This is a genomic window from Roseibium sp. SCP15 (assembly GCF_040329435.1).
Lineage (GTDB): Bacteria > Pseudomonadota > Alphaproteobacteria > Rhizobiales > Stappiaceae > Roseibium.
This window is the reverse complement of sequence record NZ_JBDZYI010000005.1, coordinates 1-23,317: the sequence shown is the minus strand read 5'-3', so window position 1 is coordinate 23,317 and position 23,317 is coordinate 1. Positions and strand designations below refer to the sequence as shown.

The 23,317-nt window shown below is 56.8% G+C and carries 22 protein-coding genes; 10 read left to right on the top strand and 12 right to left on the bottom strand.

Annotated features, from left to right (window positions below; genetic code table 11):
• Window positions 1–39: 39 nt before the first annotated feature.
• The 8 genes from ABLO27_RS22985 to ABLO27_RS22950 form a co-directional block, all read right to left on the bottom strand.
• A complete protein-coding gene (locus ABLO27_RS22985; RefSeq protein WP_353036113.1) occupies window positions 40–321 on the bottom strand; it encodes an SCP2 sterol-binding domain-containing protein in 282 nt (93 codons plus the stop codon).
• 157 nt (window positions 322–478) lie between these two features.
• A complete protein-coding gene (locus tag ABLO27_RS22980) occupies window positions 479–2,278 on the bottom strand; it encodes an IlvD/Edd family dehydratase (protein ID WP_353036111.1) in 1,800 nt (599 codons plus the stop codon).
• 225 nt (window positions 2,279–2,503) lie between these two features.
• The gene (locus tag ABLO27_RS22975; protein WP_353036109.1) at window positions 2,504–4,225 is read right to left on the bottom strand and encodes an ABC transporter ATP-binding protein; all 1,722 of its coding nucleotides are present in this window, start codon (window positions 4,223–4,225) and stop codon (window positions 2,504–2,506) included.
• Window positions 4,226–4,232: 7 nt separating this feature from the next.
• Window positions 4,233–5,210, bottom strand: a complete 978-nt coding sequence (locus ABLO27_RS22970; protein WP_353036107.1) for an ABC transporter permease — start codon at window positions 5,208–5,210, stop codon at window positions 4,233–4,235.
• Between the two features lie 15 nt (window positions 5,211–5,225).
• A complete protein-coding gene (locus tag ABLO27_RS22965; RefSeq protein WP_353036105.1) occupies window positions 5,226–6,200 on the bottom strand; it encodes an ABC transporter permease in 975 nt (324 codons plus the stop codon).
• Between the two features lie 210 nt (window positions 6,201–6,410).
• Window positions 6,411–7,994 (bottom strand): ABC transporter substrate-binding protein, encoded by a 1,584-nt coding sequence (locus ABLO27_RS22960; RefSeq protein ID WP_353036103.1) that lies wholly within the window; start codon window positions 7,992–7,994, stop codon window positions 6,411–6,413.
• A 132-nt stretch (window positions 7,995–8,126) separates the two neighbouring features.
• Complete coding sequence (gene argE / locus ABLO27_RS22955; protein WP_353036101.1) at window positions 8,127–9,284, bottom strand: acetylornithine deacetylase; 1,158 nt, start codon at window positions 9,282–9,284, stop codon at window positions 8,127–8,129.
• Between the two features lie 19 nt (window positions 9,285–9,303).
• The gene (locus ABLO27_RS22950) at window positions 9,304–11,019 is read right to left on the bottom strand and encodes an adenylate/guanylate cyclase domain-containing protein (protein ID WP_353036099.1); all 1,716 of its coding nucleotides are present in this window, start codon (window positions 11,017–11,019) and stop codon (window positions 9,304–9,306) included.
• Window positions 11,020–11,084: 65 nt separating this feature from the next.
• Between ABLO27_RS22950 and ABLO27_RS22945 the strand changes: the two genes are divergently transcribed.
• Window positions 11,085–11,597: an ArsC family reductase gene (locus ABLO27_RS22945; protein ID WP_353036097.1), complete on the top strand. Its 513-nt coding sequence runs from the start codon at window positions 11,085–11,087 to the stop codon at window positions 11,595–11,597.
• A gap of 32 nt (window positions 11,598–11,629) precedes the next feature.
• Here ABLO27_RS22945 and ABLO27_RS22940 read toward each other — a convergent pair whose 3' ends face one another.
• A complete protein-coding gene (locus tag ABLO27_RS22940) occupies window positions 11,630–12,046 on the bottom strand; it encodes a YcbK family protein (protein ID WP_353036095.1) in 417 nt (138 codons plus the stop codon).
• Window positions 12,047–12,242: 196 nt separating this feature from the next.
• Between ABLO27_RS22940 and ABLO27_RS22935 the strand changes: the two genes are divergently transcribed.
• Complete coding sequence (locus ABLO27_RS22935) at window positions 12,243–13,559, top strand: aspartate aminotransferase family protein (protein WP_353036093.1); 1,317 nt, start codon at window positions 12,243–12,245, stop codon at window positions 13,557–13,559.
• 2 nt (window positions 13,560–13,561) lie between these two features.
• Entirely contained in the window at window positions 13,562–14,368 is an 807-nt protein-coding gene (locus ABLO27_RS22930; RefSeq protein ID WP_353036091.1) for a 3-keto-5-aminohexanoate cleavage protein, read from the top strand.
• 39 nt (window positions 14,369–14,407) lie between these two features.
• Here the strand turns inward: ABLO27_RS22930 and ABLO27_RS22925 are convergent, their stop codons facing one another.
• Window positions 14,408–15,337 (bottom strand): LysR family transcriptional regulator, encoded by a 930-nt coding sequence (locus tag ABLO27_RS22925; protein WP_353036089.1) that lies wholly within the window; start codon window positions 15,335–15,337, stop codon window positions 14,408–14,410.
• A gap of 95 nt (window positions 15,338–15,432) precedes the next feature.
• On the opposite strand from ABLO27_RS22925, the gene ABLO27_RS22920 reads away from it, so the two are divergent.
• On the top strand, window positions 15,433–15,672 hold the full coding sequence (locus tag ABLO27_RS22920) for a hypothetical protein (protein ID WP_353036087.1): 240 nt from the start codon (window positions 15,433–15,435) through the stop codon (window positions 15,670–15,672).
• 47 nt (window positions 15,673–15,719) lie between these two features.
• On the opposite strand, the gene ABLO27_RS22915 is transcribed toward ABLO27_RS22920, so the two are convergent.
• Both ABLO27_RS22915 and ABLO27_RS22910 read right to left on the bottom strand, forming a co-directional pair.
• Window positions 15,720–16,007 carry a DUF1330 domain-containing protein gene (locus ABLO27_RS22915; RefSeq protein WP_353036085.1) on the bottom strand — a complete coding sequence of 96 codons (288 nt, stop codon included), beginning with the start codon at window positions 16,005–16,007 and terminating at the stop codon, window positions 15,720–15,722.
• Between the two features lie 26 nt (window positions 16,008–16,033).
• Complete coding sequence (locus ABLO27_RS22910) at window positions 16,034–16,630, bottom strand: LysE family translocator (protein ID WP_353036083.1); 597 nt, start codon at window positions 16,628–16,630, stop codon at window positions 16,034–16,036.
• 99 nt (window positions 16,631–16,729) lie between these two features.
• Between ABLO27_RS22910 and ABLO27_RS22905 the strand changes: the two genes are divergently transcribed.
• The 6 genes from ABLO27_RS22905 (at window position 16,730) to ABLO27_RS22880 (ending at window position 22,932) form a co-directional block, all read left to right on the top strand.
• Window positions 16,730–18,139: a PLP-dependent aminotransferase family protein gene (locus tag ABLO27_RS22905; RefSeq protein ID WP_353036081.1), complete on the top strand. Its 1,410-nt coding sequence runs from the start codon at window positions 16,730–16,732 to the stop codon at window positions 18,137–18,139.
• Between the two features lie 90 nt (window positions 18,140–18,229).
• Window positions 18,230–19,006, top strand: a complete 777-nt coding sequence (locus tag ABLO27_RS22900) for an energy-coupling factor ABC transporter ATP-binding protein (protein ID WP_353036079.1) — start codon at window positions 18,230–18,232, stop codon at window positions 19,004–19,006.
• Window positions 19,003–19,611, top strand: a complete 609-nt coding sequence (locus ABLO27_RS22895; protein ID WP_353036077.1) for an energy-coupling factor transporter transmembrane component T family protein — start codon at window positions 19,003–19,005, stop codon at window positions 19,609–19,611. Before ABLO27_RS22900 ends, ABLO27_RS22895 begins: the two co-directional genes overlap by 4 nt.
• 143 nt (window positions 19,612–19,754) lie before the next feature.
• Window positions 19,755–20,309 (top strand): biotin transporter BioY, encoded by a 555-nt coding sequence (locus ABLO27_RS22890; protein WP_353036075.1) that lies wholly within the window; start codon window positions 19,755–19,757, stop codon window positions 20,307–20,309.
• A gap of 26 nt (window positions 20,310–20,335) precedes the next feature.
• Window positions 20,336–21,766, top strand: a complete 1,431-nt coding sequence (locus tag ABLO27_RS22885) for a class I adenylate-forming enzyme family protein (protein ID WP_353036073.1) — start codon at window positions 20,336–20,338, stop codon at window positions 21,764–21,766.
• On the top strand, window positions 21,763–22,932 hold the full coding sequence (locus tag ABLO27_RS22880) for a thiolase family protein (protein ID WP_353036071.1): 1,170 nt from the start codon (window positions 21,763–21,765) through the stop codon (window positions 22,930–22,932). The genes ABLO27_RS22885 and ABLO27_RS22880 overlap by 4 nt, the downstream gene beginning before the upstream one ends.
• Window positions 22,933–23,317: the final 385 nt, after the last annotated feature.

The following is a 23,317-nucleotide window of genomic DNA, read 5'->3' as shown; positions in this document are numbered from 1 at the left end:
ACGCCGGCTTGTTATCGCAATGGATCGCGGAACGAATGTTCAGACGATGCTGCCCAGCTTCATCGCAACGCTCATGTCGCCTTCCACCTGCATCTTGCCGCCCATGAAAGCAGCCGTCGGGTTCAGGTCTCCGGAGAGAAGCTCGCCAAGATCTTCGGCGGTCATCTTGATGGTGCAGTCTGCTTCGCCGTCGTCATTGCTGACATCAGAGCCTTGCAGAAAGATGACACCTGCATCGCCGAGATCGAATTTCACGCTTTCTTCGATGCCGCCACTGGCAACTTTCTCGCGGACACCTTCAGTAAGCTGTTCCAAGGACATATGTCTTCTCCCATTCGGTTATGACGCTTGTCTGTCGTTGCCCTCTTGAAGCATGCCGTTTACGTAATCGTCAAGTGCGAAAATTGGTTTGTTCGCACTGACGCTTCCGAGACATCAGGATCCTTAAACCGGGCCGTCACCGGTTTTGTCAGCCAACCTAGTGATTGTCGCGCGGAAGTCCCTTTGTGTGGGCCACATCCTGGTATTTCACTGCGGGTTCCAGCACCATGCCCTTGTCGAACTGGCCGATCATGGACCGCTGGATTTCTTGCCAGGGCGTCTGGCTCTCCGCAACTTTGAATCCACCAGCAGCCTCCAGGTCTGCCTTGCGCTGTGCAAACTCCTCATCGGAGATCAGAATATTGGCAGTGCCCTTCTTCAAATCGATCCGCACCTGGTCGCCGGTCTTCAGAAGCGCAAGCCCGCCCATAGCCGCCGCTTCTGGCGAGGCGTTCAAGATGGAGGGAGAGCCGGAAGTACCTGACTGGCGACCATCTCCGATGCAGGGCAAAGAAGTGATGCCGCGCTTGATGAGGGCGGCAGGTGGCTGCATGTTCACCACTTCCGCCCCGCCCGGGTAACCAATTGGACCGGTCCCGCGAATGAACAGCATGCAATGCTCATCGATGTTCAGATCCGGATTGTCGATATTGTCGTGATAATCTTCCGGCCCTTCAAAGACGATGGCTCGGCCCTCGAAAGCTTCAGGGTCGTCCGGATTTGAAAGGTACCGCTGCCGAAACTCGTCCGAGATCACGCTGGTCTTCATGATCGCGCTGTCAAAGAGATTGCCTTTGAGATTGAGAAAACCGGCGTGTTCCATCATCGGTTTGTCAAACGGTTTGATGACATCCGGAAGATCCGTGGTGATGCCTTCGCAGTTTTCACCAATTGACCGGCCGTTTGCAGTGACAGCACCCGGATGAGGCAGTTTCCCGTTGCGCATCAATTCAGCAACAACCGCAGGAACACCGCCTGCATGGAAATAGTCTTCGCCCAGATACTCGCCCGCAGGCTGAAGATTGACCAGCAGCGGCACATCGTGGCCGATGTCCTGCCAATCGTCATTGGTCAGTTCGACGCCGAGATGACGGGCAATTCCGTTAAGGTGGATCGGCGCGTTCGTGGATCCACCAATCGCTGAATTGATGACAATCGCATTTTCAAAAGCTTCCCGGGTCATGATGTCGGAGGGCTTCTGGTCGGCATGAACCATGTCGACGATGCGCTTGCCGGTTTCGTAGGATATCGCTCCCCGCTCTCTGTAGGGCGCGGGAATGGCCGCGGAGCCCGGCAGCTGCATGCCAAGGGCTTCGGCCAGAGAATTCATGGTCGTTGCGGTTCCCATCGTGTTGCAGTAGCCGACAGACGGTGCCGAAGAAGCGACGAGGTCCATGAAGCCTTCATAGTCGATTTCGCCTGCGGCCAGCATTTGGCGAGCTTTCCAGACGATGGTGCCTGATCCGGTTCGCTCGCCCTTGTGCCAGCCGTTCAGCATTGGTCCGACGGAAAGCGCGATCGCGGGAATATTGACGGTCGCAGCTGCCATCAGGCAGGCAGGCGTGGTCTTGTCGCAACCGATTGTCAGCACGACCCCGTCGATAGGATAGCCGTAGAGCAGTTCGACAAGGCCAAGATAGGCCAGGTTCCGGTCGAGCGTTGCCGTTGGCCGCTTGCCTGTTTCCTGGATTGGATGAACAGGAAATTCGAATGCGATACCACCCGCGTCCCGGATGCCCTCGCGAATGCGCTTGGCCAACTCGAGATGATGGCGATTGCATGGGGACAGGTCTGAGCCGGTCTGGGCAATGCCGATGATCGGTTTGCCGGATTGAAGCTCTTCCCGGGTAATGCCGAAATTGAGATAGCGCTCGATATAGAGCGCGGTCATGCCTGGGTTGTCCGGATTGTCGAACCAGGCCGCAGACCGCAGCTTCGGTTGTTTTGTATCGCTCATGGCGCCTCGTCCCTCAATTCAATCGCTTTAAAGCGTCAGGATCGATAAACACCAGCTCCCGGACGCTGTAAAGGCAGCTACCGGTCAAATCGGTTCCAGCATTCGAAATCGGGAAAGCCTGGAGACGCACTTAAACCTGCAAGGTGCCGCGCAGATCATCTCAAGGAAGTCGTCATCTGAGCCAGGAACCAGGCTCCAGGTGGAGCCTGGTCGGGTATCGTTGTCTTAAACCGTTTCCAGGTTGGCGCGTGACAGCAGCTCCATGGACGGCATCAGGTCAAGCAGTTCCCGTGTGTAGGGATGCTTTGGTGCCTCGAACAGCTGGTCGCAATCGGAAACCTCGCACAATTCGCCATGGCGCATGACGCCGATGCGGTTGCACATCTGGCGAATGACCGCGAGATCGTGACTGATGAACAGCATTGTGAGACCGAGCTCTTCCTGCAAATCTTTCAAAAGATTGAGGATCTGCGCCTGGATGGAGACATCGAGCGCGGAGGTCGGTTCATCGCAGATCAGGAATCTCGGCCGTGTCGCCAAGGCCCGCGCAATGGAGATGCGCTGGCGCTGGCCACCGGAAAATTCGTGCGGGAATTTTTGACCTGCGAGAGCCCCAAGACCGACATGATCCAGAAGATCGTCAACGATCCGCCGAACCTCGGCATTGCTGGATGCCAGTTTGTGGAACTTGATCGGCTCGGCGATGATGTCCCGGACACGCATCCGCGCGTTCAGCGAGGAATAGGGGTCCTGGAAGATCATCTGCATCTGGCGCCGCATTGCCAGAACGTCTTTTCGGTTCGTCAGCGACGTCAGCTCGGTCTTGCCGAACAAAATGGACCCACCGGTCGGATGGTAGAGACCGGTTATGAGCCGGGCAATGGTCGATTTGCCCGACCCGCTTTCGCCCACCAGCCCGAATGTTTCGCCTTCCTGAACGTCGAAGCTGACCTTCTTGACCGCATCGAAGTATTTTCGTTTGGACGGGAAAATCGAACCGCGGATTTCGAACCGCATGTCGAGATCGCGGATCTGTACCAGCGGGCCGACGACTTTTTCGTAGTCGCGCGACTTGCCCAGCCAATGGGTGGAAATATCGATCTGCTTCTGAGGGGTTCCCGCCTTTTCGATATAGTTGACCACCGGGAAGCGCTCGACTTTGACATCGGGACGCGGAACCGCGGATATCAGGCTTTGCGTATAAGGATGCTCCGGCGCGCCCAGAACCTGGGTGGTTTCGCCATATTCGACCAGTTCACCATGGTACATCACCGCAACATGGTCGGTGATGTCGGCAATGACGCCCATGTCGTGAGTGATCACCAGCATCGCGACATTGCGCTCTTCGCAGAGCTTTTTCATCAGCACCAGGATCTGGGCCTGAATGGAAACGTCGAGGGCTGTCGTCGGCTCATCGGCGATGACCAGCTCCGGCTCGGCGCAAAGTGCAAGTGCGATCACGACACGCTGGCGCATGCCGCCCGAGAACTGGTGCGGATACTGCTTGATCCGTTCTTCCGGATTGGGAATGCCCACGGCATCGATCAGCTCAATCGCCCTTGTCTGCGCTTCCTTTCTGGAGAGCGGCAAATGCGTACGGATCGTTTCCACCAACTGGGACTCAACCGTTTGCAGAGGATCCAGTGAGGTCAACGGATCCTGGAAGATCATGCCGATCTTGCGGCCGCGCAACAGGCGCTTGTCCTTGTAGGGCAGGTCATCGATGCGCTTGCCGTGAAGGAAAATCTCTCCACCCGCAATGTGACCGGGTTCCTGCAGCAGACCGATGACTGCATTTCCGACCGTCGACTTGCCGGCACCGGATTCCCCCACGACGCCCAGGATCTTGCCTGCTTCGACGCGCAGGCTGACGTCGTCGACCGCGACAAAGACAGATTTGCGGCCAGGAAACTCGACCGTCAGGTCCTTGATATCTAGAACGCTCATGCCGCCCTCACCGCAGTTTCGGATTGAGGGCGTCGCGCAGCCAGTCGCCCAGAAGGTTCACGTTCAGCACCAGCAGAGCCAGTGCCAGACCCGGGAAGATGGCGATCCACCACTCACCGGAATATAGAAAGTCGTTGCCGACCGCGATCAGGGTCCCGAGCGAGGGTTGGGTGGGCGGCATGCCGACCCCCAGGAACGAAAGGGTCGCCTCGGTAACGATCGCAAGGGCAAGGTTGATGGTAGCGATGACCATCACGGGGCCCATGACGTTCGGCAGAATGTGGCGTGCCATGATGATGACCGACGGAATTCCGATGACCCGTGCAGCCTGAACATATTCCTTGTTCTTCTCCACCATGGTGGAACCGCGCACCGTGCGTGCGTATTGCACCCAGAAGGACAGGGACAGTGAAACGATCAGAATGTAGAAGGCAAACACTTCCCGGTCGATCGATCCGAAGATGCCGGCGGCCACACCGTCAATCAGGAGCGCAATCAGGATGGCTGGAAAAGTCAGCTGGACGTCAGCAATCCGCATGATCACGGCGTCGACTCGGCCACCCATGTAACCCGCAACGAGGCCAAGGCTGATACCAAGGACCGCAGCGGCGATCACCGAGCAAAAACCGACAATCAGCGAAATCCGCATGCCGTAGAAAATGGCGGACAGGAGATCGCGACCCTGATCGTCCGTTCCCAGAAGGAAACGCGGATCGGCATACTCCATCCAGACCGGCGGAACGCGGGCGTCCAGAATGGAAATAGAGGCCAGGTCAAACGGATTGTGCGGGGCGACCCAGGGTGCAAGAAACGCCAGCAGAAACAGGATCAGCGTTCCACAAGCTGCAACCACGGTGACTTTGGAGCGCAGAAACGAATGGAACATGTCGCTGTCCAGGATCTTGGTCAGGCGGCCTTGTTCGGAAGGCACGCCCGCGCGATCCTGGATTGCGGCTTTTGCTTCTTCGTTGGAGACGTAAGGCATGAGTAACTGTCTCCCTTATGGCCGACCGACGCGCAGGCGCGGGTCGATGAAGAAATAGAGAATGTCGACGATGAAGTTGATCGCCACGAACAGGAATGCGGTCAGCAGCAGGTAAGCCGACATGATCGGAATATCGACGTTCTGCACGGCCTGCAGGAACATCAGTCCCATTCCCGGCCACTGGAAAACCGTTTCTGTGATTGTCGCAAACGCGATGATGGCGCCGAGCTGCAGACCGGTGATCGTGATAACGGGAACAAGCGTGTTCTTGAGCGCATGGCGGAAATTGACCAGCCGGTTCGGCAGCCCGCGCGCTCTGGCAAACTTGATGTAGTCGGTTCGGATGACTTCCAGCATTTCCGCGCGGATCAGGCGCATGATCAGGGTCATTTGATAGAGGCCGAGCGTGATCGACGGCAGGATCAGGGCTTTCAGGCCCGAGATGGTCAGGAAACCCGTTGTCCACCAGGAGCCGATCTGCACCGTTTCGCCTCGGCCGAAGCTTGGCAGCCACTGTAACGTCACGGAAAACAGGAAGATCAGCAAAATGCCGATGAAGAATGTCGGCAGTGAAATTCCGATGAGTGAAACGGACAGGAACAGTTTCGAGATTGGAGATTCGCGATTGAGCCCCGCAAATATGCCCATGGGTATTCCAACCACGAGCGCGAACAGCGCTGAGGTGAAACTGAGCTCAAGCGTTGCCGGTATTCGCTTGGCAAAAAGCTCCGAGACAGGTTGCCGGAACTGATAGGACGTACCGAAATCAAATTGGGCGGCGTTGGTAACGAAGCGCAGGAACTGGACCGGAATTGGATCGTTCAGACCGAGGCGTTCTCTAAGAGCCTCGCGTTCTTCGATCGAGGTTTCGATGCCGACCATCTGGTTGATCGGGTCACCAACAAACCGGAACATGGTGAAAGCCAGGAGCGCCACCACCAACATGACAATCAGCGCCTGGAAAAGGCGGCGGGTCGCAAAACCAATCATTTCGGCTCTTTACGTCTAGGGCAAGGTTCAGTCAGCCAAACCTTCCAGTTTGCTCTGACGAGATGAATTTGCCCGCGTATTTAAAGTGAAAGAACAACTTTGTCTGGTCTGTTCGGGTGAAATTGCGACTTATTCAGATCGAATGTTGCTCTTGATATGAAAACCGCGCTCCCGGCACTGCCGGGAGCGCGAAACGTGGGCCTGACAGGATCAGTTCTTCGTCACGAAGCGGAACTTGAACTGGTTGTCAGCGCGCTGAACGAGCTGGACGTCGTCTGCAACACCCCATGCCAGACCTTGCTGGTGCAGCGGGATGTAGTAGGCATTGTCGTGGCTGATCTTGTAAGCCTCGGCGATCAGGCCGTCGCGCTTTTCAGGGTCGATCTCAACCAGAACTTCCTTGGTCAGGCTGTCGATCTTCTCGTCGCAGAAGCCGCCGAGGTTGAACGGAGAGCCGGCACCAGCTTCATCGCGGCAGTTCATGAGGTTGGACAGAACGTTCCAGCTGTCCAGAGAACCCGGAGTCCAGCCGAGAAGGTAGAAGGAGGTGTCGAAGCCGCCGGACGCCAGAACCTTGGCGAAATACTTCGCTTTCGGCTGAGCGTTGAGGTCAACTTTCACACCGACGCGTGCCAGCATGGCAGCAACGGCCTGACAGATGGCTTCGTCGTTGACGTAGCGATCATTCGGACAGTCCATGCCGACGGAGAAGCCATCCGCATATCCGGCGTCGGCCAAGAGCTTCTTGGCTGCTTCCGGATCATACGGATAGCGCTCGAATTCGCTGCCTTTGGAGAACAGGAACGGCGAGATCATGATCGCGGACGGCGTGGACAGGTCGCGCATGACTTTCTTCTTGATCGCTTCGATATCGATCGCCTGGTAGAAAGCCTGACGTACCTTGGCATCCTTGAACGGGTTCTTGCCCTTTACGTCCGAATAGAGCAGCTCATCGCGCATCTGGTCCATGCCGAGGAAGATCGTGCGCAGCTCCGGACCGGTCAGCGCGACTGTGCCGGCATTGTCGTTGATGCGTTTGATGTCCTGAACCGGGATCGGATAAACCATGTCCAGTTCGCCGGAAAGAAGCGCTGCAACACGTGTTGCGTCGGAAGAAATCGGCGTGAACTCAACCGTATCGAGGTTGTGCTTGGCCTCATCCCACCAGCCGTCGAACTTTTCGTAGACAGTCTTTACGCCGGCCTCGTGGCTGTTGATCTTGAACGGGCCGGTACCGTTTGCATGAAGCGAGGCGTAGTTGGGCGTCGTGTCGGAAGCGGACGTGACCTTGACCGCATCGTTCTCGGTCGTCCAGTCCTTGTCCATGATGTAGAACGTATCCCACTCATAATGCAGGATCGGGTTCGGGCCCGGCAGGACGAAATCAACCGTGTGGTCGTCTACGATCTCCACCTTGACTTCCGGATCGACGCGTGTGCTGAGGTCGGAGCCCTCGGACCGAACGCGGTCCACCGAGAAGGCGACGTCTTCAGCCGTAAAGTCATTGCCGTTGTGGAACTTCACACCCTTGCGCAGATGAAAACGCCAACGGTTCGGTTCGATGATTTCCCAGCTTTCAGCCAGAGCCGGTTCGATCGCAAGGTCTGCGCCGCGGCGTGTCAGGCCTTCGTAGGTGTTGCCGAGCGAAGACAACGTGAAGGTTTCGTTGAGGCTGTAAGGATCCAGTCCGTTCAGGCTGCCCTGAAATGCGAACTTGAGTGTTTCAGCTTGCGCAGCCGCCCCTGTTCCCACCGCCAACAGCGTTGCGGCTATAACCATTGATTTTTTGTACATTTTCCCCTCGTTTTTCCGATATTCGGAACTGCCCGGAGGACGTTCAGACTGGCGTCAGTATGGAACGTCCATCGTGTTTGACCGAACTATGACATTGTAAATGTCTGTTTTCAAACCCGTTTAGCTGACAAATTAAGACATTCCCTGAAGTAAATCGTCCAAAAACCCAGAACATCTGTCCAGTTCGGCAAGTTCAATAAATTCATCCGCCTGGTGCGCCTGGTCGATTGAGCCGGGCCCACAGACCACTGTAGAGAGACCGTGATGCTGGAAAATTCCGCCCTCGGTCGCGTAGACGACGACGTTTCGCGCATTGTCGCCGGTCAGGCGGCGTACCAGCATTTCCGCTTCACCATCCGTTTCCTCCTGCAGTCCGGGAACATAGGCCAGCTCGGCGACGTCAATCCGGCAGTCCTTTGAAACGGCAACCATATCGGGCAGAACGTCGGTTTCGATGAAAGACCGGTAGGCGTTGATCCAGCTTTCGGCGTTTTCCTCAGGCAGCAAGCGGATGTCGGTCGCGAACTCGCAATGCTGGGCGGTTATGTTGTGCGCTTGCCCGCCCGTAATCGTCCCGCTGTGTAAAGTCGTATAGGGCGGTTCAAACGGACAGTCCGGATCTGCCTTGGCCCTGTTTTCGGCGGTCTTCCCATCCAGCCAGGTAATCAGTTTCGCTGCGGCTGATATCGCCGAAACACCGCGATGAAGCTGGCTGGAATGGACGGCATGGCCACGGATTGTCGTTCTGAGAACTGCGATGCCCTTGTGACCGGTGACCACTCTCATGTTGGTTGGCTCACCCACGATGACCAGATCGGGCCGGGGACCTTTTGCAAGGATGTCCTGAGCAAGGGGTCCTGCACCGAAACAGCCGACTTCCTCGTCGTAGGAAAGCGCGATGTGCACCGGTTTGCGCAAATCCGCCGTCAGAATGTCGGGAACCTTCGCAAGAACCGTTGCCGCGAAGCCTTTCATGTCAGCAGACCCTCGCCCATAAAGCCGGCCATCGGCTTCCCAGGCGGTGAATGGGTCGCGAGTCCAGTTCTGCCCTTCAACCGGAACGACATCCGTGTGCGCCGACAGGACTGTACCGCCATCAACTTCCGGGCCTATCCTAGCGTGAAGTGATGCCTTTTCACCGGTTTCATCGGGCACCAGCACGGAGCTGACACCCCATCCGGCAAGGTAGTGCTCTACGAAATGGATCAGATCGAGATTGCTGCGGTCCGAAACGGTGTTGAAGGAGATCAGCTTTTCCAGCATTTCCCGCGGCGAATATTGAGTACTCACACATCCTCCGATGTTCCCGTTAGCCTTGCGGCACGACCAGGGTATCTAATCGGTTCAATGTGAATATTTGCAAGGGAATTTCTTTTCCGCGCAGCTTGATTTCTGATGTGTTGGCATCCGGAAGCTCAATTTCCGCAGCGTCGATCACGTCTTTTGAAACAGCAAGAAAACTGTTGTGGTTCTTGTTTTCCGTTTCCAGCCTGCTGGCGGTGTTGACGACGTCGCCCAATGCGGTGAGACCGCCATTGGCGCCAGCCGAGCCGATCCGGCCCAGAATGGCAGGGCCAAAATGAAGGCCGATCCCCAGTCGAATGGAGTCGCGGAATTGAGGTCCCTTTTCCGCGTCCAGGGACCTCATGACCTCTTCAATCCCTTTCGTGGCACGCAGGGCCTGGCGGGCTCCGGTCCGGGCATCGGTGTCCATGCCGAAAATCGCCATTATGCCGTCGCCAATGAACTTGTCCACATAGCCGCCTTGTTCCCGGATCGCCAACGAAGCCTGATCCAGGTAGCTGTTGAGCAGGTGCACCACATCGTAGGCGAGTTGGGACTCGGTTATGCCGGTGAAGTTGCGCAGGTCCACGAACATCACCGAAACTTCCTTTTCGACACCCCAATAATAGGCGTCCTTGAGATGTTCACTGGTGCTCGCCTTGGCCTTGACGGCAACAAGTGGCTGAACTTCGATATTGTGTTGTGGCCGGAGTTGGCAGGCCAACCTGACGTCGTCCGCCGCTCCGATCCGCGACAGCACAGCTGCTTCGGCAGGTGCAGGATCACCCAGGTGGTCGCCGCCATTCAAGACCTTCACCCGGCAGGTAGAGCAACGCGCACGTCCCCCACAGACAGACGTCAGCGGAACGTCGTTCATGCGGCTGATCTCGAGAAGGGTTGCTCCCGGTTTGGCCTTGACGGACAGGCCGCCAGGATAGGTGATTGTCAGTTTCTGTGCGGTGAGGCTGATCAGATAGCGAAATACGATGACCAGCAGGCTGACGGCGATCAGGCCGAACACGACTGCGCGGGCCTGGTCGGCTGTCTCGAAGACCCAGTCATACTGCTCCGGCGTGATCTTGAGCTTGACGTCCTTGGTCAACTCGAGCCGTCTTGCGCCTTCTATAAAGCCCCACAACGCCAGAACCGGCAACGCGATTGCGAAAGCCAGCGCAGCATATTTCAAACGGCGGTAAATCGGATAGAGCCGCAACCAGAAATGCAGACCGATCATCGAATGCGTCCACACAACCAGTAAGAGGATGGATTGCGCGACGCCCCTGTTGGGCCAGAGCGACGTCAACATCTGGTGATACGTCGGCAGGAAACCGAAATTCTCATTCAATCCCATGGTGACGGTCACGTGGGGGATCAGCGACCAGGGAATGTAGAAGCCCAGAACAAGCTGTGCGAATTCCCACGGTGGAATTTTCAGGGTTCTGCGTTTGGCGGTACGCCACAATGCCAAGGAAACATGTGTCACAGCTGCAATCAGGAGCGTCGCTTCACCGACAGGATTTCGCCAGATCCAATAGTGCCACAGGGAGCCCTCTTCCATTGCATTGACCGAGATGATCCCGAGTGCATGGTTGGAAAAGTGGCTAAGGCAGAAAACAAACAGGATCAGCCCGCTCCACAGGCGTAGCCGTTGCCTCCAGTTGCCCCAGGCCGGGCCAGCTTTTGCCTTCGCCAATGGAACTGCCGCGCTTGAGGGGGCAGACGGTGATCCAGACGCTGTCATAGAAAGGTCTCCGGTCGTCCTGCCTGACTCAATTTGGCTGTGGTCGTCAAGTTTCGAGCCCTTAAATGAGTGACCTGCAAGACCTGTGCGGTCAACCCGGGTTTTTGCCAGACAGGAGCGCTGTCGTGGAAAGTGGCGTTCTGCTCTTGAAACTCCTGCATCAAACCGCAACTGTCCTTCCAGAAAATTCGGCTGAGTACAATCTGGGATATCTTTGCATGAAGGTCTACGGCATCAAGAATTGCGACACGGTAAAGAAGGCGCGAAAGTTCCTTGAAGAGGCCGGCATCGATTACGAGTTTCACGACTACAAGAAAGACGGCGTCAACGCAGACAAGTTGGCGGCATTCGTTGGGGAATTCGGCTGGGACACCGTCCTGAACAAGCGCGGCACCACCTGGCGGCGGCTTGACGAGGCGACGCAGGATTCCGTTGTCGACGCGGACAGCGCCCTGGATGTCATGATTGAGCAGCCGTCCATCATCAAGCGCCCCATTGTCGAGGGCGAGGCCAAGAATTTCATCGGATTTGATCCGGTTGCCTGGGAAATGGCACTTGAGCTCGGAGAGCTGAAGTAACCCTGCCTGCCTGTCGGGCAGCGGCAGGGCCGCTACCAGGTTCTGCGTGGACCGGTATCAATGTGATAGTGGCCGGAGGAGTAGCGTTTATATCCGCCGACTTCCGGCTGCGCCTTCAAAAAGGCAACAACGGACGCAGGGTCGCCGCGTACAGAGAAATCCACGGCCCGGCAATTCAGGTGGTAGGAATTCTTGGCACCGCCCTTCCACCAGTTTTCCAGCCACCAGCGTTTGGTGGAGTGGACAGTTACCTTGCCATATCGCTTCGCGACCCGGTTCAGCACCTTTTTCAGTTTGCGTGGCACGCACCACGATGTGTCGTTGTAGTCGATGGAATTGTGGGAGGCTGTCACCCAGCCCATTCCCGTCACTCCGGCAACAGTTCCGCAGCCTGCGAGGGCGAGTGTAAATCCGATAAAGAAGATCCAGGCGAAGAGGCGTTGACGCATGACTGGCGTGCCTTGTCGAGAGTTTTGGTTGCGATGTCGTCCCCCGCGCTGAAGTTCGGGCAATTTGATTAAAATTGTGATGAAAAACGTGGTTAACGCGATGCAGAAACAAATGTTTCAGAAATGGCCATTCTCTGATACAAATGTCGCAGATCCACATTGAATTTCATTCAGGCAACCTGTCAGGCTTCTTCTCATGTCGCACGTATTCCCTCGTCACACCAAGGCCAATCCACCGGCGGCTGTCTCTGGAGATGGCTGCTATATAATTGATAAGTCAGGAAAAAAGTATTTTGACGGATCGGGCGGTGCTGCAGTGTCCTGTCTTGGCCACAGCGATCCGGACGTGATCCAGGCAATCAAGGACCAGGTGGACCGGATTGCGTTTGCGCATACGGGGTTTTTTACCACCGAACCGGCCGAAGAGCTTGCGGACCTGTTGATTGAACATGCTCCGGGCAATCTGGACAGGGTGTACTTTGTTTCCGGTGGGTCCGAAGCCGTGGAAGCTGCGCTGAAACTGGCACGGCAATACTTCCTGGAAAAGGGCGAAAGTTCGCGTCATCGGGTGATCGCGCGTCGTCAGAGCTACCACGGCAATACTCTGGGCGCGCTGGCAACAGGAGGCAATCAGTGGCGGCGGGAGCCCTTCTCGCCCTTGATGATCGAGACGTCGCATATTTCACCCTGCTTTGAATATCGAGGCCGCCGTGAAGACGAAACGGCGTTCGAATATGGTCAACGGGTCGCGAACGAGCTGGAAACCGAAATCCAGCGCCTGGGTCCTGAAAATGTCATGGCGTTTGTGGCCGAACCTGTCGTCGGCGCGACCGCCGGTGCCGTGCCGCCGGTTGAAGGCTACTTCAAGCGCGTTCGCGAAATCTGCGACCGGCATGGGATCTTGCTGATCCTGGATGAAGTCATGTGCGGCATGGGCCGTACCGGCAGCCTGTTTGCCTGCGAACAGGATGGTGTCGCTCCCGATATCCTTTGCATCGCCAAGGGTTTGGGTGCAGGCTATCAGCCGATCGGTGCCATGTTGTGTACGGCTGAAATCTACCAGGCGATCGAGACCGGTTCCGGTTTCTTCCAGCATGGTCATACCTATATCGGGCACCCGACGGCCTGTGCAGCGGCGCTGACCGTATTCCGCAAGCTTTCGGGAGGGCTCGTGGATCGTGTCCATCCGATGGGCGAAAAACTGGACGCTGCTCTCAGGGACGCATTCGGTCAACACCCGCATGTCGGTGATATTCGTGGGCGCGGCCTGTTCAGGGGTATCGAAATCGTCGAGGACCGGTCAGGAAAAACACCGTTCGACCCCAAGCGCGGTATCAACAAGGCCCTCAAGAAAGCCGCCTTCGAAGCTGGACTGATCTGTTATCCGATGGGCGGTACGATTGACGGCGTGAATGGGGATCACATTCTGCTTGCGCCACCATTCATTCTGGAAGATCAGCACGTTGATGAAATCACAGGAAAACTCGATCAGGCGTTCAGAGCGGTCTTCTAGGAATGCCAGGTCAAACCGAACTTCAGCCGTTGCCATTGATCATGGTGGCGCCCAATGGTGCGCGAAAGACAAAAGCTGACCATCCGGCGCTGCCCATGAGCATCGCTGAAACCGTCGAAGCTGCGCAGGCGTGCCTGGAAGCCGGCGCCGGTTGTCTCCATGCCCATGTACGCGACGAAACTGGCGCACACGTTCTGGATGTCGACCTGTACAAGACACTCTTGGCCGAGCTTGAAGCGAAGGCTCCCGGCATGAAGGTACAAATCACGACGGAAACCGTCGGAAGGTACTCGCCTGAAGATCAGAGAATGCTTGTCCGCGAAGTGCAGCCTCCGGCGGTGTCCATCGCCATTCGGGAAATGGTACCGGACGACGAATTCCATGATGCGCGCAATTTCTATGCCTGGGCATATGTTGAGAAGATTGCCGTGCAGCACATCCTTTACGATACACAGGATCTGCTGCGGTTTTTCGAGCTGGTCGAAGCTGGAGTAATTCCGGGCAAGGAGCACCAGCTTCTGTTTGTACTCGGTCGCTATGCCGCAAACCAGGAAAGCGAGCCGGACGACTTGGGCCCGTATTTGACGGCTTTGGCCAAGGGGCAGGGCAATCTTTCCCTGGATTGGGCCGTTTGCGCATTTGGTCATCGGGAGACAGAGTGTCTCGTGGCAGCAATCGAAAAGGGTGGCAAAGCCAGGATCGGGTTGGAAAACGGTTTGTGGAACCGGGATGGATCACTGGCAAAGGACAATGCCGACCGGGTTCGGGATCTCGTCGCGGCCCTTGAGCAGAAGGGTCTTTACACCTGACGACCCGTGTCATGTGAGCGCTCTCCCCGACGAGCGCTTTCATGAGGCGGCGCTTATCCGGGCCTCGTCGATCTTGAGACCGTCCCGCTTCAGTTCGCCGACCAGCCAGTCGCGGAAAAGCCTGACCTTTCTGCTGGATCTGTTCTGAGGCGGATAGCTGAGGCTCCAGGCTTCATCTTCAGCCTTGCAAACGAGATCGAAAGGCTGGATCAGCTGACCGGTCTCCAATGCTTCTCGGCAGAAATACGGCGTCAGGATCGCGACGCCCTGCCCTGCAATGGCCCGGTTGGCTTCAAGGGCCTGGGAGCCCATGCGTGACGTCGGCCATTTCTTGACATCTGCATCGGGAAGGCCGGCGGCTTCAAACCATGTGAGCCACCATGGGTCGTCCGGATCGATGATCGGCAGTTTGAGCAGGTCCTCGGGGGTGTTGATTCCACCGATGTTGTCAGCGAGCTGCGGTGCGACCATTGGAGTGAATGCCGCCTCGACCAGGGGAATGCAGAAATTTCCGGCCGGTGGCTGATAACAGGCCGAGATCGTGATGTCGGCTTCTCCGAATTTGGGCTTTTCCCACGGACCATACGACACCAGACGGACGGCAATGTCCGGATTTTGCATCTGGAAAGAGAACATGCGTGATGCCAGCCAGTTCACCGCGAAGGTCGTGTTGCTGGAGATGACCAGCTCCGCCGCTTCTGCTTCCTGAACATCCTGAAAGGTCTGCCGCATCCGGGTGAAGGCTTCCACGACACCTTCAGCAAGCTGTGCTCCCTTGCTTGTCAGCTCGATTCTGCGCGTCTTGCGAATGAACACTGGAAAGCCCAGCTTTTCTTCCAGCAGTTTGATCTGGTAGCTGACGGCCGCCTGAGTAAGACCCAGTTCGTCACCCGCCTTGGTGAAGCTGAGATGACGACACGCAGCCTCGAAGGCACGAATGGCGGAAAGGGGTGGCAAGTTGGTGATCATGCATAAATCTCCCTTATGCATGCTTGTTGATATTTCGTTGGTCAGGCAGCCGCAACGAACCGATATGTAACTCACAAAGATATGGAGTTACAACAATGTCTGACCATGTTTGTTGCGAGCAAAATGCCACCTCCAGGAAAAAGGGAGTTGTCTTTTCCCTAGTCAGGTTTATTTCAAGCCTTCTCAGCGCCACCTCAAGTCCAAAGCGGGTCCGTCTTCACAGAAGCGACCTGACGCCTGAGCTCAGGAAGGATATCGGGTTCGAAGAAGCTCCGAGGGGCATCTCCTCGCTCGACCAGAAGTGGCAGGAGGAACTCGACCGGCAATCGCGTTAGACTTTCCGCCGGTCAATGACCTGCCCGATCAACGGCTGGCGAAAATCTCATTCCTCGTAGAACTGGATTTCCATGTCGCAGGCTGCATCCCGAAGAGGAATGAGTTCCTGATAAGCGCTGGAGGCATAGAATCGCTTGGCAGTGTTCAAATCGGGGTACCGGAACACAGCGGCGACATGCTTAGTCTTTTCAGCACCGCGCAGTGTCTCCGAATAGGTGCCACGAACAACAACTTCCACTCGCTCCTCCGCCATGAGGCCTGAGGCCTTGCGGATATAGTCGCTGAACGCCTTTGCATCCTTGATGATCGCATAGGAGAAATTGAGAACGGGCATTTCGGTCTCCGTTTTTGAAATGAACTTTAAAGGACGAGTGCCCACAACGTTGCGGCAAGCATCGCAAGCGCCATCGAAACGGTAATCGCTCTCATCAAGGGACCGTCACCGATCAGGGCAAGGATCGAAACGCCGACAAGAGCCCAGAGAGAGTGAAACACCAGACCGCCCAGCATGAAGCCGGTGACCAGGATGATGGCGTTTTCGGGAACGCTCAAAGTGTTGCCGGCAAGGAAGGTTGAAAAGGCGACCAGGCTCATGGCCCATGTCTTGGGGCTCAGGGGGTGTATGAGCAGGCCTTCCCAGAAACTGGGCAATGCCGCATCTCCTTTCGGCTTCACGCTCAGTGAGATAATCCGCCAGGCGAGATAGGTCATATAGGCCATGCTCAGCACCTTGAAGACCGTCACGACAGGGCCGCCGCCGGCCATGACGTGACCGAGCCCGAAGGCAACGCTCACGTTAAGCGCAAAGGATCCCACCTGAGACGCAACGATGACCGGAAACGCCGTTCGATACCCGGCCGACGCACCGATCGCCAGAAACGTCAGGTTCCCGGGGCCGGGAGTGCCGGTCATGACAATGACAAACACGGCAAAGGCTAACAGCGTGGCGAGGTCCATGAAACGTCTCCAGACAATATGATCGATACAATCGATACAAAATGGCGAAGATACTAATTGTCTTGAGTAATTGTATCCGTCAATGTAAACATTGTCCTCATGACAATGTGGATCCCCAACATCGAAGCAGCTGAAGGGCCGATTTACCTTGCGATTGCCGATGCGCTGGAAGCGGACATCACTTCAGGTGCACTGGCTCAGGGCGATCGTCTGCCACCCCAGCGCGAGCTTGCCTACCAGCTCGGCGTAACGCTCGGGACAATCACCCGCGCCTATGGCGAGGCCGAACGGCGGCGTCTTGTCAAAGGGGAAACCGGCCGGGGCACCTACATTGCCTCCGAGACGCAGAAAGTCTCGCCTCTGGTGCCTAAGGAAGACGAACCGGAATCCTGCGACCTGGCCAGGAACTTCGCCTATCCGCATCTGAACCCGAGCCTTTCGGAAGGCCTGGTTCGGATGGCGCGAACGGCGGGTATCGATCGCCTCAATGGCTTTGTGCCTTCCGAAGGCCTCAAGGCACACAGGGAAACCGGTGTTCTCGTTTTCAAGGATTATGGCCTGGATGCAGACCCTGCCAGGGTGGCTGTGACCTGTGGTGCGCAGCACGGAATTCAGGTGACCTGCCAGGCGCTTTTCCGCACTGGCGACGCGATTGCAGTGGATTGGTTTACCTATCCATCCATTTTCAGCTCATTCGCAAGCCTCGGGCTGAAGCCTGTCCCCCTGCCCGCCTTGAGGCGCGATGATGGTGGTTTTGGTGCCATGGATCCGGCTGCACTTGCGCAGGCCGCCCGCACTCATGCGGTCAAAGGCGTCTTCCTGATGCCCAACATGCAGAACCCGACAACGCATACCATGTCGGTAGAAGAGCGCGAGGATCTTGTCCGGGTGGCGCGGGAGTGCGATCTCAAGATCGTCGAAGACGATCCTTACACCCCCTTTCTCACCGAGACTCTGCCGGCGTTCGGCGCGCTTGCGCCGGAGCGGACGGCCTCGATTGCCAGTATATCCAAGGTCTGTTCACCTGGTAGCCGGATCGGTTTCGTACAGGTACCGGAGCCCTTTGGTGACACCATTCGCAACAAGATCGGAGAAAGCACGTGGATGGCCTCGCCGATTACCGCCGAACTGATTGCCGGATGGGTACGCGAAGGGCATCTGTTCAAGACGCTGCGGCTGAAGCGGAAGGCGAACCGGGACAGGTTTCTGTGCGCGATGGAACACCTTTCACCCTACCATCTGCAGGGTGACGCAAACAAGGTTTTCGGCTGGCTGCGTTTGCCTGATCAGGTGGATCCCGATGCGCTTCAGGCTGCGCTTGGCCATCAGGGCGTTTCGGTTCTCTCTTCACGATATTTCCAGGCCAAAGATCACACCCCTGCCCCCTATCTGCGCATCACTTTTGGTTCCGAGGAGTCTGACGAGCGTTTCAGTTGGGCGCTCAAAAGGGTCAAGGCGACCATTGACCAATTAGCCGATTTGCCTGCGCTCACCCGCCCGGTAGGATAAGACGACTTTGACAACAGGCCCTATCCGGTCAATAAGCGCGCGCAGAAACGGAACGGAACTGCCGTTCTGAAGCGCCTGCTGCGAGGTGACATGGCTTTCTGGCCCAAGAACAAATCAAAAGAAAAAAAACAGGTCTGCAATGCGGACGTGAGCCCGTTCGCGGTGTTTGAAAATGTCGGTCTGACCATCGGACAGCGGAAGATTCTCGACGGCCTCACTTTGTCGCTGGCAGAAGACCGGATTGGAGTGATTGGCCTGAACGGGTCGGGCAAGAGCACCTTGATTCGGATGCTGAACGGCCTGCGTCAGCCCGATGCCGGTTCACTCAAGCTCTTCGGGGCCGATTGCGAGGAAGCAGCGCCCGAATTGCCGCGTCACGTCGGCTTTGTGTTTCAGAACCCGGATCATCAGGCGATATTCCCGACCGTTGAAGAGGAGATTGCCTTCGGATTGACCCAGCTGGGCGTCGACAAGCAGGAAGCCCGCGAGCGAGCATTGGAATTCCTTGCCCGTCACGGCTGTGAAGCATTGGCCAGCTGCCCTATTGCCGAACTTTCCGAAGGCCAGAAACAATTGATCTGTATTCTGGCGGTCCTTGTCATGGAGCCGCAGCTTCTGGTTCTGGATGAGCCGATGACCAGTCTGGATGCCTTGGCCTCCCGCCGGATCCGCGACAAAATACTTTCTCTTCCGCAGAAAATTGTCATGGTTAGCCACGATCTCAGCCATTTCGAAGGCTTTGACCGTATCCTCTGGCTGGAGGGAGGCCATCTGCGCATGGACGGCAACCCGTATGAAGTGTTGTCGGCCTACAGGCAGGACATCGACGACAGATCCGGCTTCAAAATGGAGCTGGCGGCGTTGTGATTTCGGTCTATCTACAGCAGGAAAGCTGGCTCCACAGATTGCCGGCAGCTCTCAAGCTCCTGACGGTGGCGATCGCCAGCCTGTTGCTGTTCCAGGTCAAGTCTGTCTGGATCTTCCTGCCGTGTCTCGCGGTGGTATTTCTGCTCTATGCTTCACTGGGGCGGGATGGGTTGGCGCAGCTGAAGCTGTTGCGCAGCATGACGCTGTTTTTGGCCATTCTTCTGGCGTTGCACTGGTTTTCAGGAACATTCTGGGACGGCATTGCCGTCATCATGCGATTGGTGGTCCTGATCCTGGCGGCCAATCTGGTATCGATCACCACACGCATGGACGATATGCTTGAGGCAGTTCAACCGTTGTTCCGGCCACTGCAATGGTTCGGAATGTCAGCACGCAAACCGGCCTTGGGGGTGACCTTGGTCCTCCGCTTTGCGCCGCACATGTTGCAGGTTTTTTCGCTACTGAGAGAGGCTTATCAGGCGCGCGCAGGCGCTAAGGGCTCCTGGCGACTGCTGGCGCCGTTCGCGATTCAATCCCTGCGCATGTCCGACAATGTGGCTGAAGCGCTGAAGGCCCGGGGCGGTTCGGAAGGTTTGTCAAGATAACCCAAGAAGTAGTGGGGTTCAGTGTGGCAATTTCAAAGAAATTGCGTTATCCGGCTACTAGAACATGCTGTGGTTTGCGAGTAGAAGATTGATTTTCAACTCAAGGCAGCAAGAATAACATCGATACGGAGGTGTAAAATAGCATGACTGACCGTTCCCTCGTACATATTGCATTCTATGCAGCTTTGATTGCTGCGTTGGGGCTGGTCCCGCCGGTCGCTATTCCTTTCCTGGGCGGCGTGCCGATCACGGCCCAGACACTCGGCGTGATGCTGGCAGGCGTGATGCTTGGTCCGGTCCGCGGCGGTCTCGCAGTCCTTCTGTTCCTGTTCCTGGTTGCTCTCGGCGCGCCGATCCTTGCAGGCGGCCGCGGCGGTTTGGGCGTTTTTTACACCCCGTCCGTCGGGTTCCTCATCGGTTGGCCAATCGGTGCCTTTGTCACCGGCTGGATCATGCGCGCAACTGGCGAAATGAACATTCTCGCCTCCGCAGCTATTTCGGCGGCTATCGGCGGCATCCTGGTGGTCTATGCTTTCGGTATCCCAGGTGTTGCTTACATGGCAGAACTTTCCCTGGCGAAGGCGGCTCTCGGCAGCGCCATCTACATCCCGGGGGATCTGGTAAAGGTCGCAATCACGGCAATCGTCACTCAGACTGTTGCCCGCGGTCTGCCGGGCGCCCTGTTCACGCGCACCTGAGCGCCTGAGCCAGGAGCTGTTGCCGCATGGCTTTTATCGGCGACAAGCTGGAGACCCTGGCCCGGAGTCGACCGGACAACACCGCTCTGACATGCGGCGCAGTCAGATGGACCTGGCGAGATCTGATTAAAAGAATTGAGGCGGCTGAATCTCATATCAGCCGCCTTTCGCCGCGCGGTGGAAGAGTCGCGCTGCTCTTGAGTGACCCCGCATCGTTGATCGCCTGTTTCTTTGCCTGTGCAAGAACGGGCCGGATTGCGATGGTGATGGATCCCCAATGGCCGGTCGAACAGATCGAACACGTTCTTGACCTGGCAAAGCCGGATCTTCGATTGGATGCTACAAGTTACGTATCCATCGAACATGCCCGGGTTGATCAGACTTTTGCGGAAGACCCGCCCGGAAAATCCGATCTCTTTTATTGCGGCTTCACGTCCGGCTCCACCGGAACGCCGAAAGGCTATGTACGCGATCACGGTTCCTGGCTGAAAAGCTTCGATCTCAGCAACCGCGAATTCGGCATATCGCAGGAAGATCGGGTCGTTCTGGCTGGGCAGCTCACGCATTCGCTGCACCTCTATGGGGCCGTCTGTGGACTTGCCAGCGGTCAGGAAGTTGTGCTTTCCGCCCGGTTCGACCCGCGTTCCATTGTTGAGGACTTGCGATCGGCGGCATCGGGCGCGGTTCTTTATGCAACGCCGACACAAATCCATTTCATTGCCGAGGCGGCAAGGCGCGCCGGGCCGCTGCCGAATGTACATCAGGTGCTTGCCAGCGGAGCCAAGTGGCGCGACAGCGACCGCAAGGCTCTGCAAGGGACGTTTCCAAACGCACGCCTCATCGAGTTCTACGGCGCTTCGGAAACCAGCTTCATCACGATATTAAATGACGCGGATCATGCGCCAGCGGGTTCTGTTGGCCAGGCTCCGGAAGGTGTTGCGATTGCCATTGGTGATCCGAAAGCCCCTTTGCCTTCGGGAGAACCGGGAGCGATCTGGGTTAAAAGCGCCCTGCTCTTTTCAGGATACCTGTGCGGTGACGATCCAGAAACGCGCTGGAAGAACGGATGGCTGACATTCGGCGATCATGGGTATCGGGACGCTGAGGGGTATCTTTATCTGACCGGCAGAGCCAATCGCATGATCATCACGTCGGGGTTGAATGTTTATCCGGAAGAGGTGGAGACGGCTTTGTCGTCTCATTCTTCTGTTGTTGCCGCTGTCGTCGCCGGACTTGAGGATCCGGTTCGTGGGCAAAGGCTGGAAGCCGCAGTGCAATTGAACGAACCGATCACTGATGCGGAGCGGGAGCTCCTGGGCCACTGCAAAAGCAGGCTGGCAGCAGGAAAGTTGCCGCGCAGAATTCACATTCTCGATGAAATTCCTCTGACAGCGGGTGGAAAACCCGATATTCAACGGGTCACGGCAGATCTATCCAAAGGTGGTCAGAACGATTGAGCGGCGCCGGTAAGCCAGAAGCCTACATCATCGCGGCAAGGCGGACGCCGGTCATGCCTCGCGGAGGAGTGCTTTCCGGCTATCAGGCGGATGAGCTTGCGGCTCCGGTTCTGGTCCAATTGCTGAATGATGCGGGCCTGGAGCCGAACCAGGTGGATCAGGTAATTCTGGGCAACGCACTTTATGCAGGTGGAAATCCGGCGCGGCTGGCCGCTTTGCGGGCGCAACTGCCTCCGACCGTTCCGGCAATGACCATAGATACTCAGTGCTGCTCCGGTCTGGACGCTATTCTGCAAGGGGCCCGCCTGATCAATGCCGGTGCCGCAGATTGTGTTCTGGCGGGAGGAGCGGAAAGCTTCAGCCGTTCCCCGATCAGAATGCATCGTCCGAAAAGACCGGATGACGAACCGGTACCCTATATGCGTCCCGACTTTGCGCCGCCCCCGTACGGTGATCCTGATTTGACCGAGGCAGCTGCGATGCTGGCAGAAGAACGCGGTATTGATCGCCTGGCACAAACGGACTTCGCCGTCACATCTCATCAAAAAGCGCTAAGGGCACATGACCATCTCCAGGGGCAACTTGTTTCAATCAAAGGCGTAAGTGCAGACCGGGATGGATTTACGCGCGCGCTAAGGCCAAAGGCAGCTTTGCGCGCGCCAGTCCTTTCCGGAACTAAGGATACAGGACTGAGTGCAGCGACGATTGCCTGTGAAGCCGATGGTGCTGCAGCGGTCATGATTGTTTCAGAACGGTTTGTGAAGAATGGCGATACAGCAGCCTTGAGGATTGTCGAGGGAAGGAGCGCCGGAGGAAACCCCTCTGAGCCGGCACTGGTGCCGATTGATGTGGCCAGAGCCCTTTTTGATGACCTTGGTCTCGCTTCTGGTGATTTCAGTGCGGTCGAGCTGATGGAAGCTTATGCTGTCCAGGCCATGGTCACGGCAGACCGGTTGGGCATGAATGCGGGGCAGCTCAACCAAATGGGTGGCGCGCTTGCCAGAGGGCACCCGATAGGGGCCTCGGGGGCCATTCTGGCCGTTCATCTGTATGAGCAGCTGGCCAAATGCCGGGAAAGCTCAGGGAAAGCCCCGGTTTATGGCCTGGCATTGATCGCGGCGGCCGGTGGACTGGGCAGTGGTTTGGTCGTTCAAACCACCTGTTAGCAAAGGTGGATAAAACTTAAGCTATTGAAAACATTACAAAAAATTCATGTGCCGAAACTTTTTTCGCTTTTTTTGATTTTTTTCGAATTCGGCTGTTGACGGTGGTGGGATGGGTGCGTATAACCGCGCTCATCGACGGCGGCAACGTCGCTGGCGGCAAGGTTTTTTGACCTTAATTCCTGAAAATTGGTCTGATTGGGCCGGATCTAGAGGTTCGGTATCGGGTTGGTTTTCGCTTGAGGGATGGGTTTGATCCTGAGAGGTTTTGAGCCTCTGTTCTTTGACAATTTGGTTATGAAGGAAGGGAAGCGTAGGCGGCGTTGGCCTTGCGATCTTTTCGGGGTTTCGGCCTTGGAGAGGTTTTAAGGAGTTACGCAGGTACGCT

What these genes read in the sequence shown, in the direction of transcription:
- ABLO27_RS22985 (WP_353036113.1), bottom strand. Translation starts at nt 321, where the DNA reads ATGTCCTTGGAACAGCTTACTGAAGGTGTCCGCGAGAAAGTTGCCAGT.
- ABLO27_RS22980 (WP_353036111.1), bottom strand. Translation starts at nt 2,278, where the DNA reads ATGAGCGATACAAAACAACCGAAGCTGCGGTCTGCGGCCTGGTTCGAC.
- ABLO27_RS22975 (WP_353036109.1), bottom strand. Translation starts at nt 4,225, where the DNA reads ATGAGCGTTCTAGATATCAAGGACCTGACGGTCGAGTTTCCTGGCCGC.
- ABLO27_RS22970 (WP_353036107.1), bottom strand. Translation starts at nt 5,210, where the DNA reads ATGCCTTACGTCTCCAACGAAGAAGCAAAAGCCGCAATCCAGGATCGC.
- ABLO27_RS22965 (WP_353036105.1), bottom strand. Translation starts at nt 6,200, where the DNA reads ATGATTGGTTTTGCGACCCGCCGCCTTTTCCAGGCGCTGATTGTCATG.
- ABLO27_RS22960 (WP_353036103.1), bottom strand. Translation starts at nt 7,994, where the DNA reads ATGTACAAAAAATCAATGGTTATAGCCGCAACGCTGTTGGCGGTGGGA.
- ABLO27_RS22950 (WP_353036099.1), bottom strand. Translation starts at nt 11,019, where the DNA reads ATGACAGCGTCTGGATCACCGTCTGCCCCCTCAAGCGCGGCAGTTCCA.
- ABLO27_RS22945 (WP_353036097.1), top strand. Translation starts at nt 11,085, where the DNA reads ATGAGTGACCTGCAAGACCTGTGCGGTCAACCCGGGTTTTTGCCAGAC.
- ABLO27_RS22940 (WP_353036095.1), bottom strand. Translation starts at nt 12,046, where the DNA reads ATGCGTCAACGCCTCTTCGCCTGGATCTTCTTTATCGGATTTACACTC.
- ABLO27_RS22935 (WP_353036093.1), top strand. Translation starts at nt 12,243, where the DNA reads ATGTCGCACGTATTCCCTCGTCACACCAAGGCCAATCCACCGGCGGCT.
- ABLO27_RS22930 (WP_353036091.1), top strand. Translation starts at nt 13,562, where the DNA reads ATGCCAGGTCAAACCGAACTTCAGCCGTTGCCATTGATCATGGTGGCG.
- ABLO27_RS22925 (WP_353036089.1), bottom strand. Translation starts at nt 15,337, where the DNA reads ATGATCACCAACTTGCCACCCCTTTCCGCCATTCGTGCCTTCGAGGCT.
- ABLO27_RS22920 (WP_353036087.1), top strand. Translation starts at nt 15,433, where the DNA reads ATGTCTGACCATGTTTGTTGCGAGCAAAATGCCACCTCCAGGAAAAAG.
- ABLO27_RS22915 (WP_353036085.1), bottom strand. Translation starts at nt 16,007, where the DNA reads ATGCCCGTTCTCAATTTCTCCTATGCGATCATCAAGGATGCAAAGGCG.
- ABLO27_RS22910 (WP_353036083.1), bottom strand. Translation starts at nt 16,630, where the DNA reads ATGGACCTCGCCACGCTGTTAGCCTTTGCCGTGTTTGTCATTGTCATG.
- ABLO27_RS22905 (WP_353036081.1), top strand. Translation starts at nt 16,730, where the DNA reads ATGACAATGTGGATCCCCAACATCGAAGCAGCTGAAGGGCCGATTTAC.
- ABLO27_RS22900 (WP_353036079.1), top strand. Translation starts at nt 18,230, where the DNA reads ATGGCTTTCTGGCCCAAGAACAAATCAAAAGAAAAAAAACAGGTCTGC.
- ABLO27_RS22890 (WP_353036075.1), top strand. Translation starts at nt 19,755, where the DNA reads ATGACTGACCGTTCCCTCGTACATATTGCATTCTATGCAGCTTTGATT.
- ABLO27_RS22885 (WP_353036073.1), top strand. Translation starts at nt 20,336, where the DNA reads ATGGCTTTTATCGGCGACAAGCTGGAGACCCTGGCCCGGAGTCGACCG.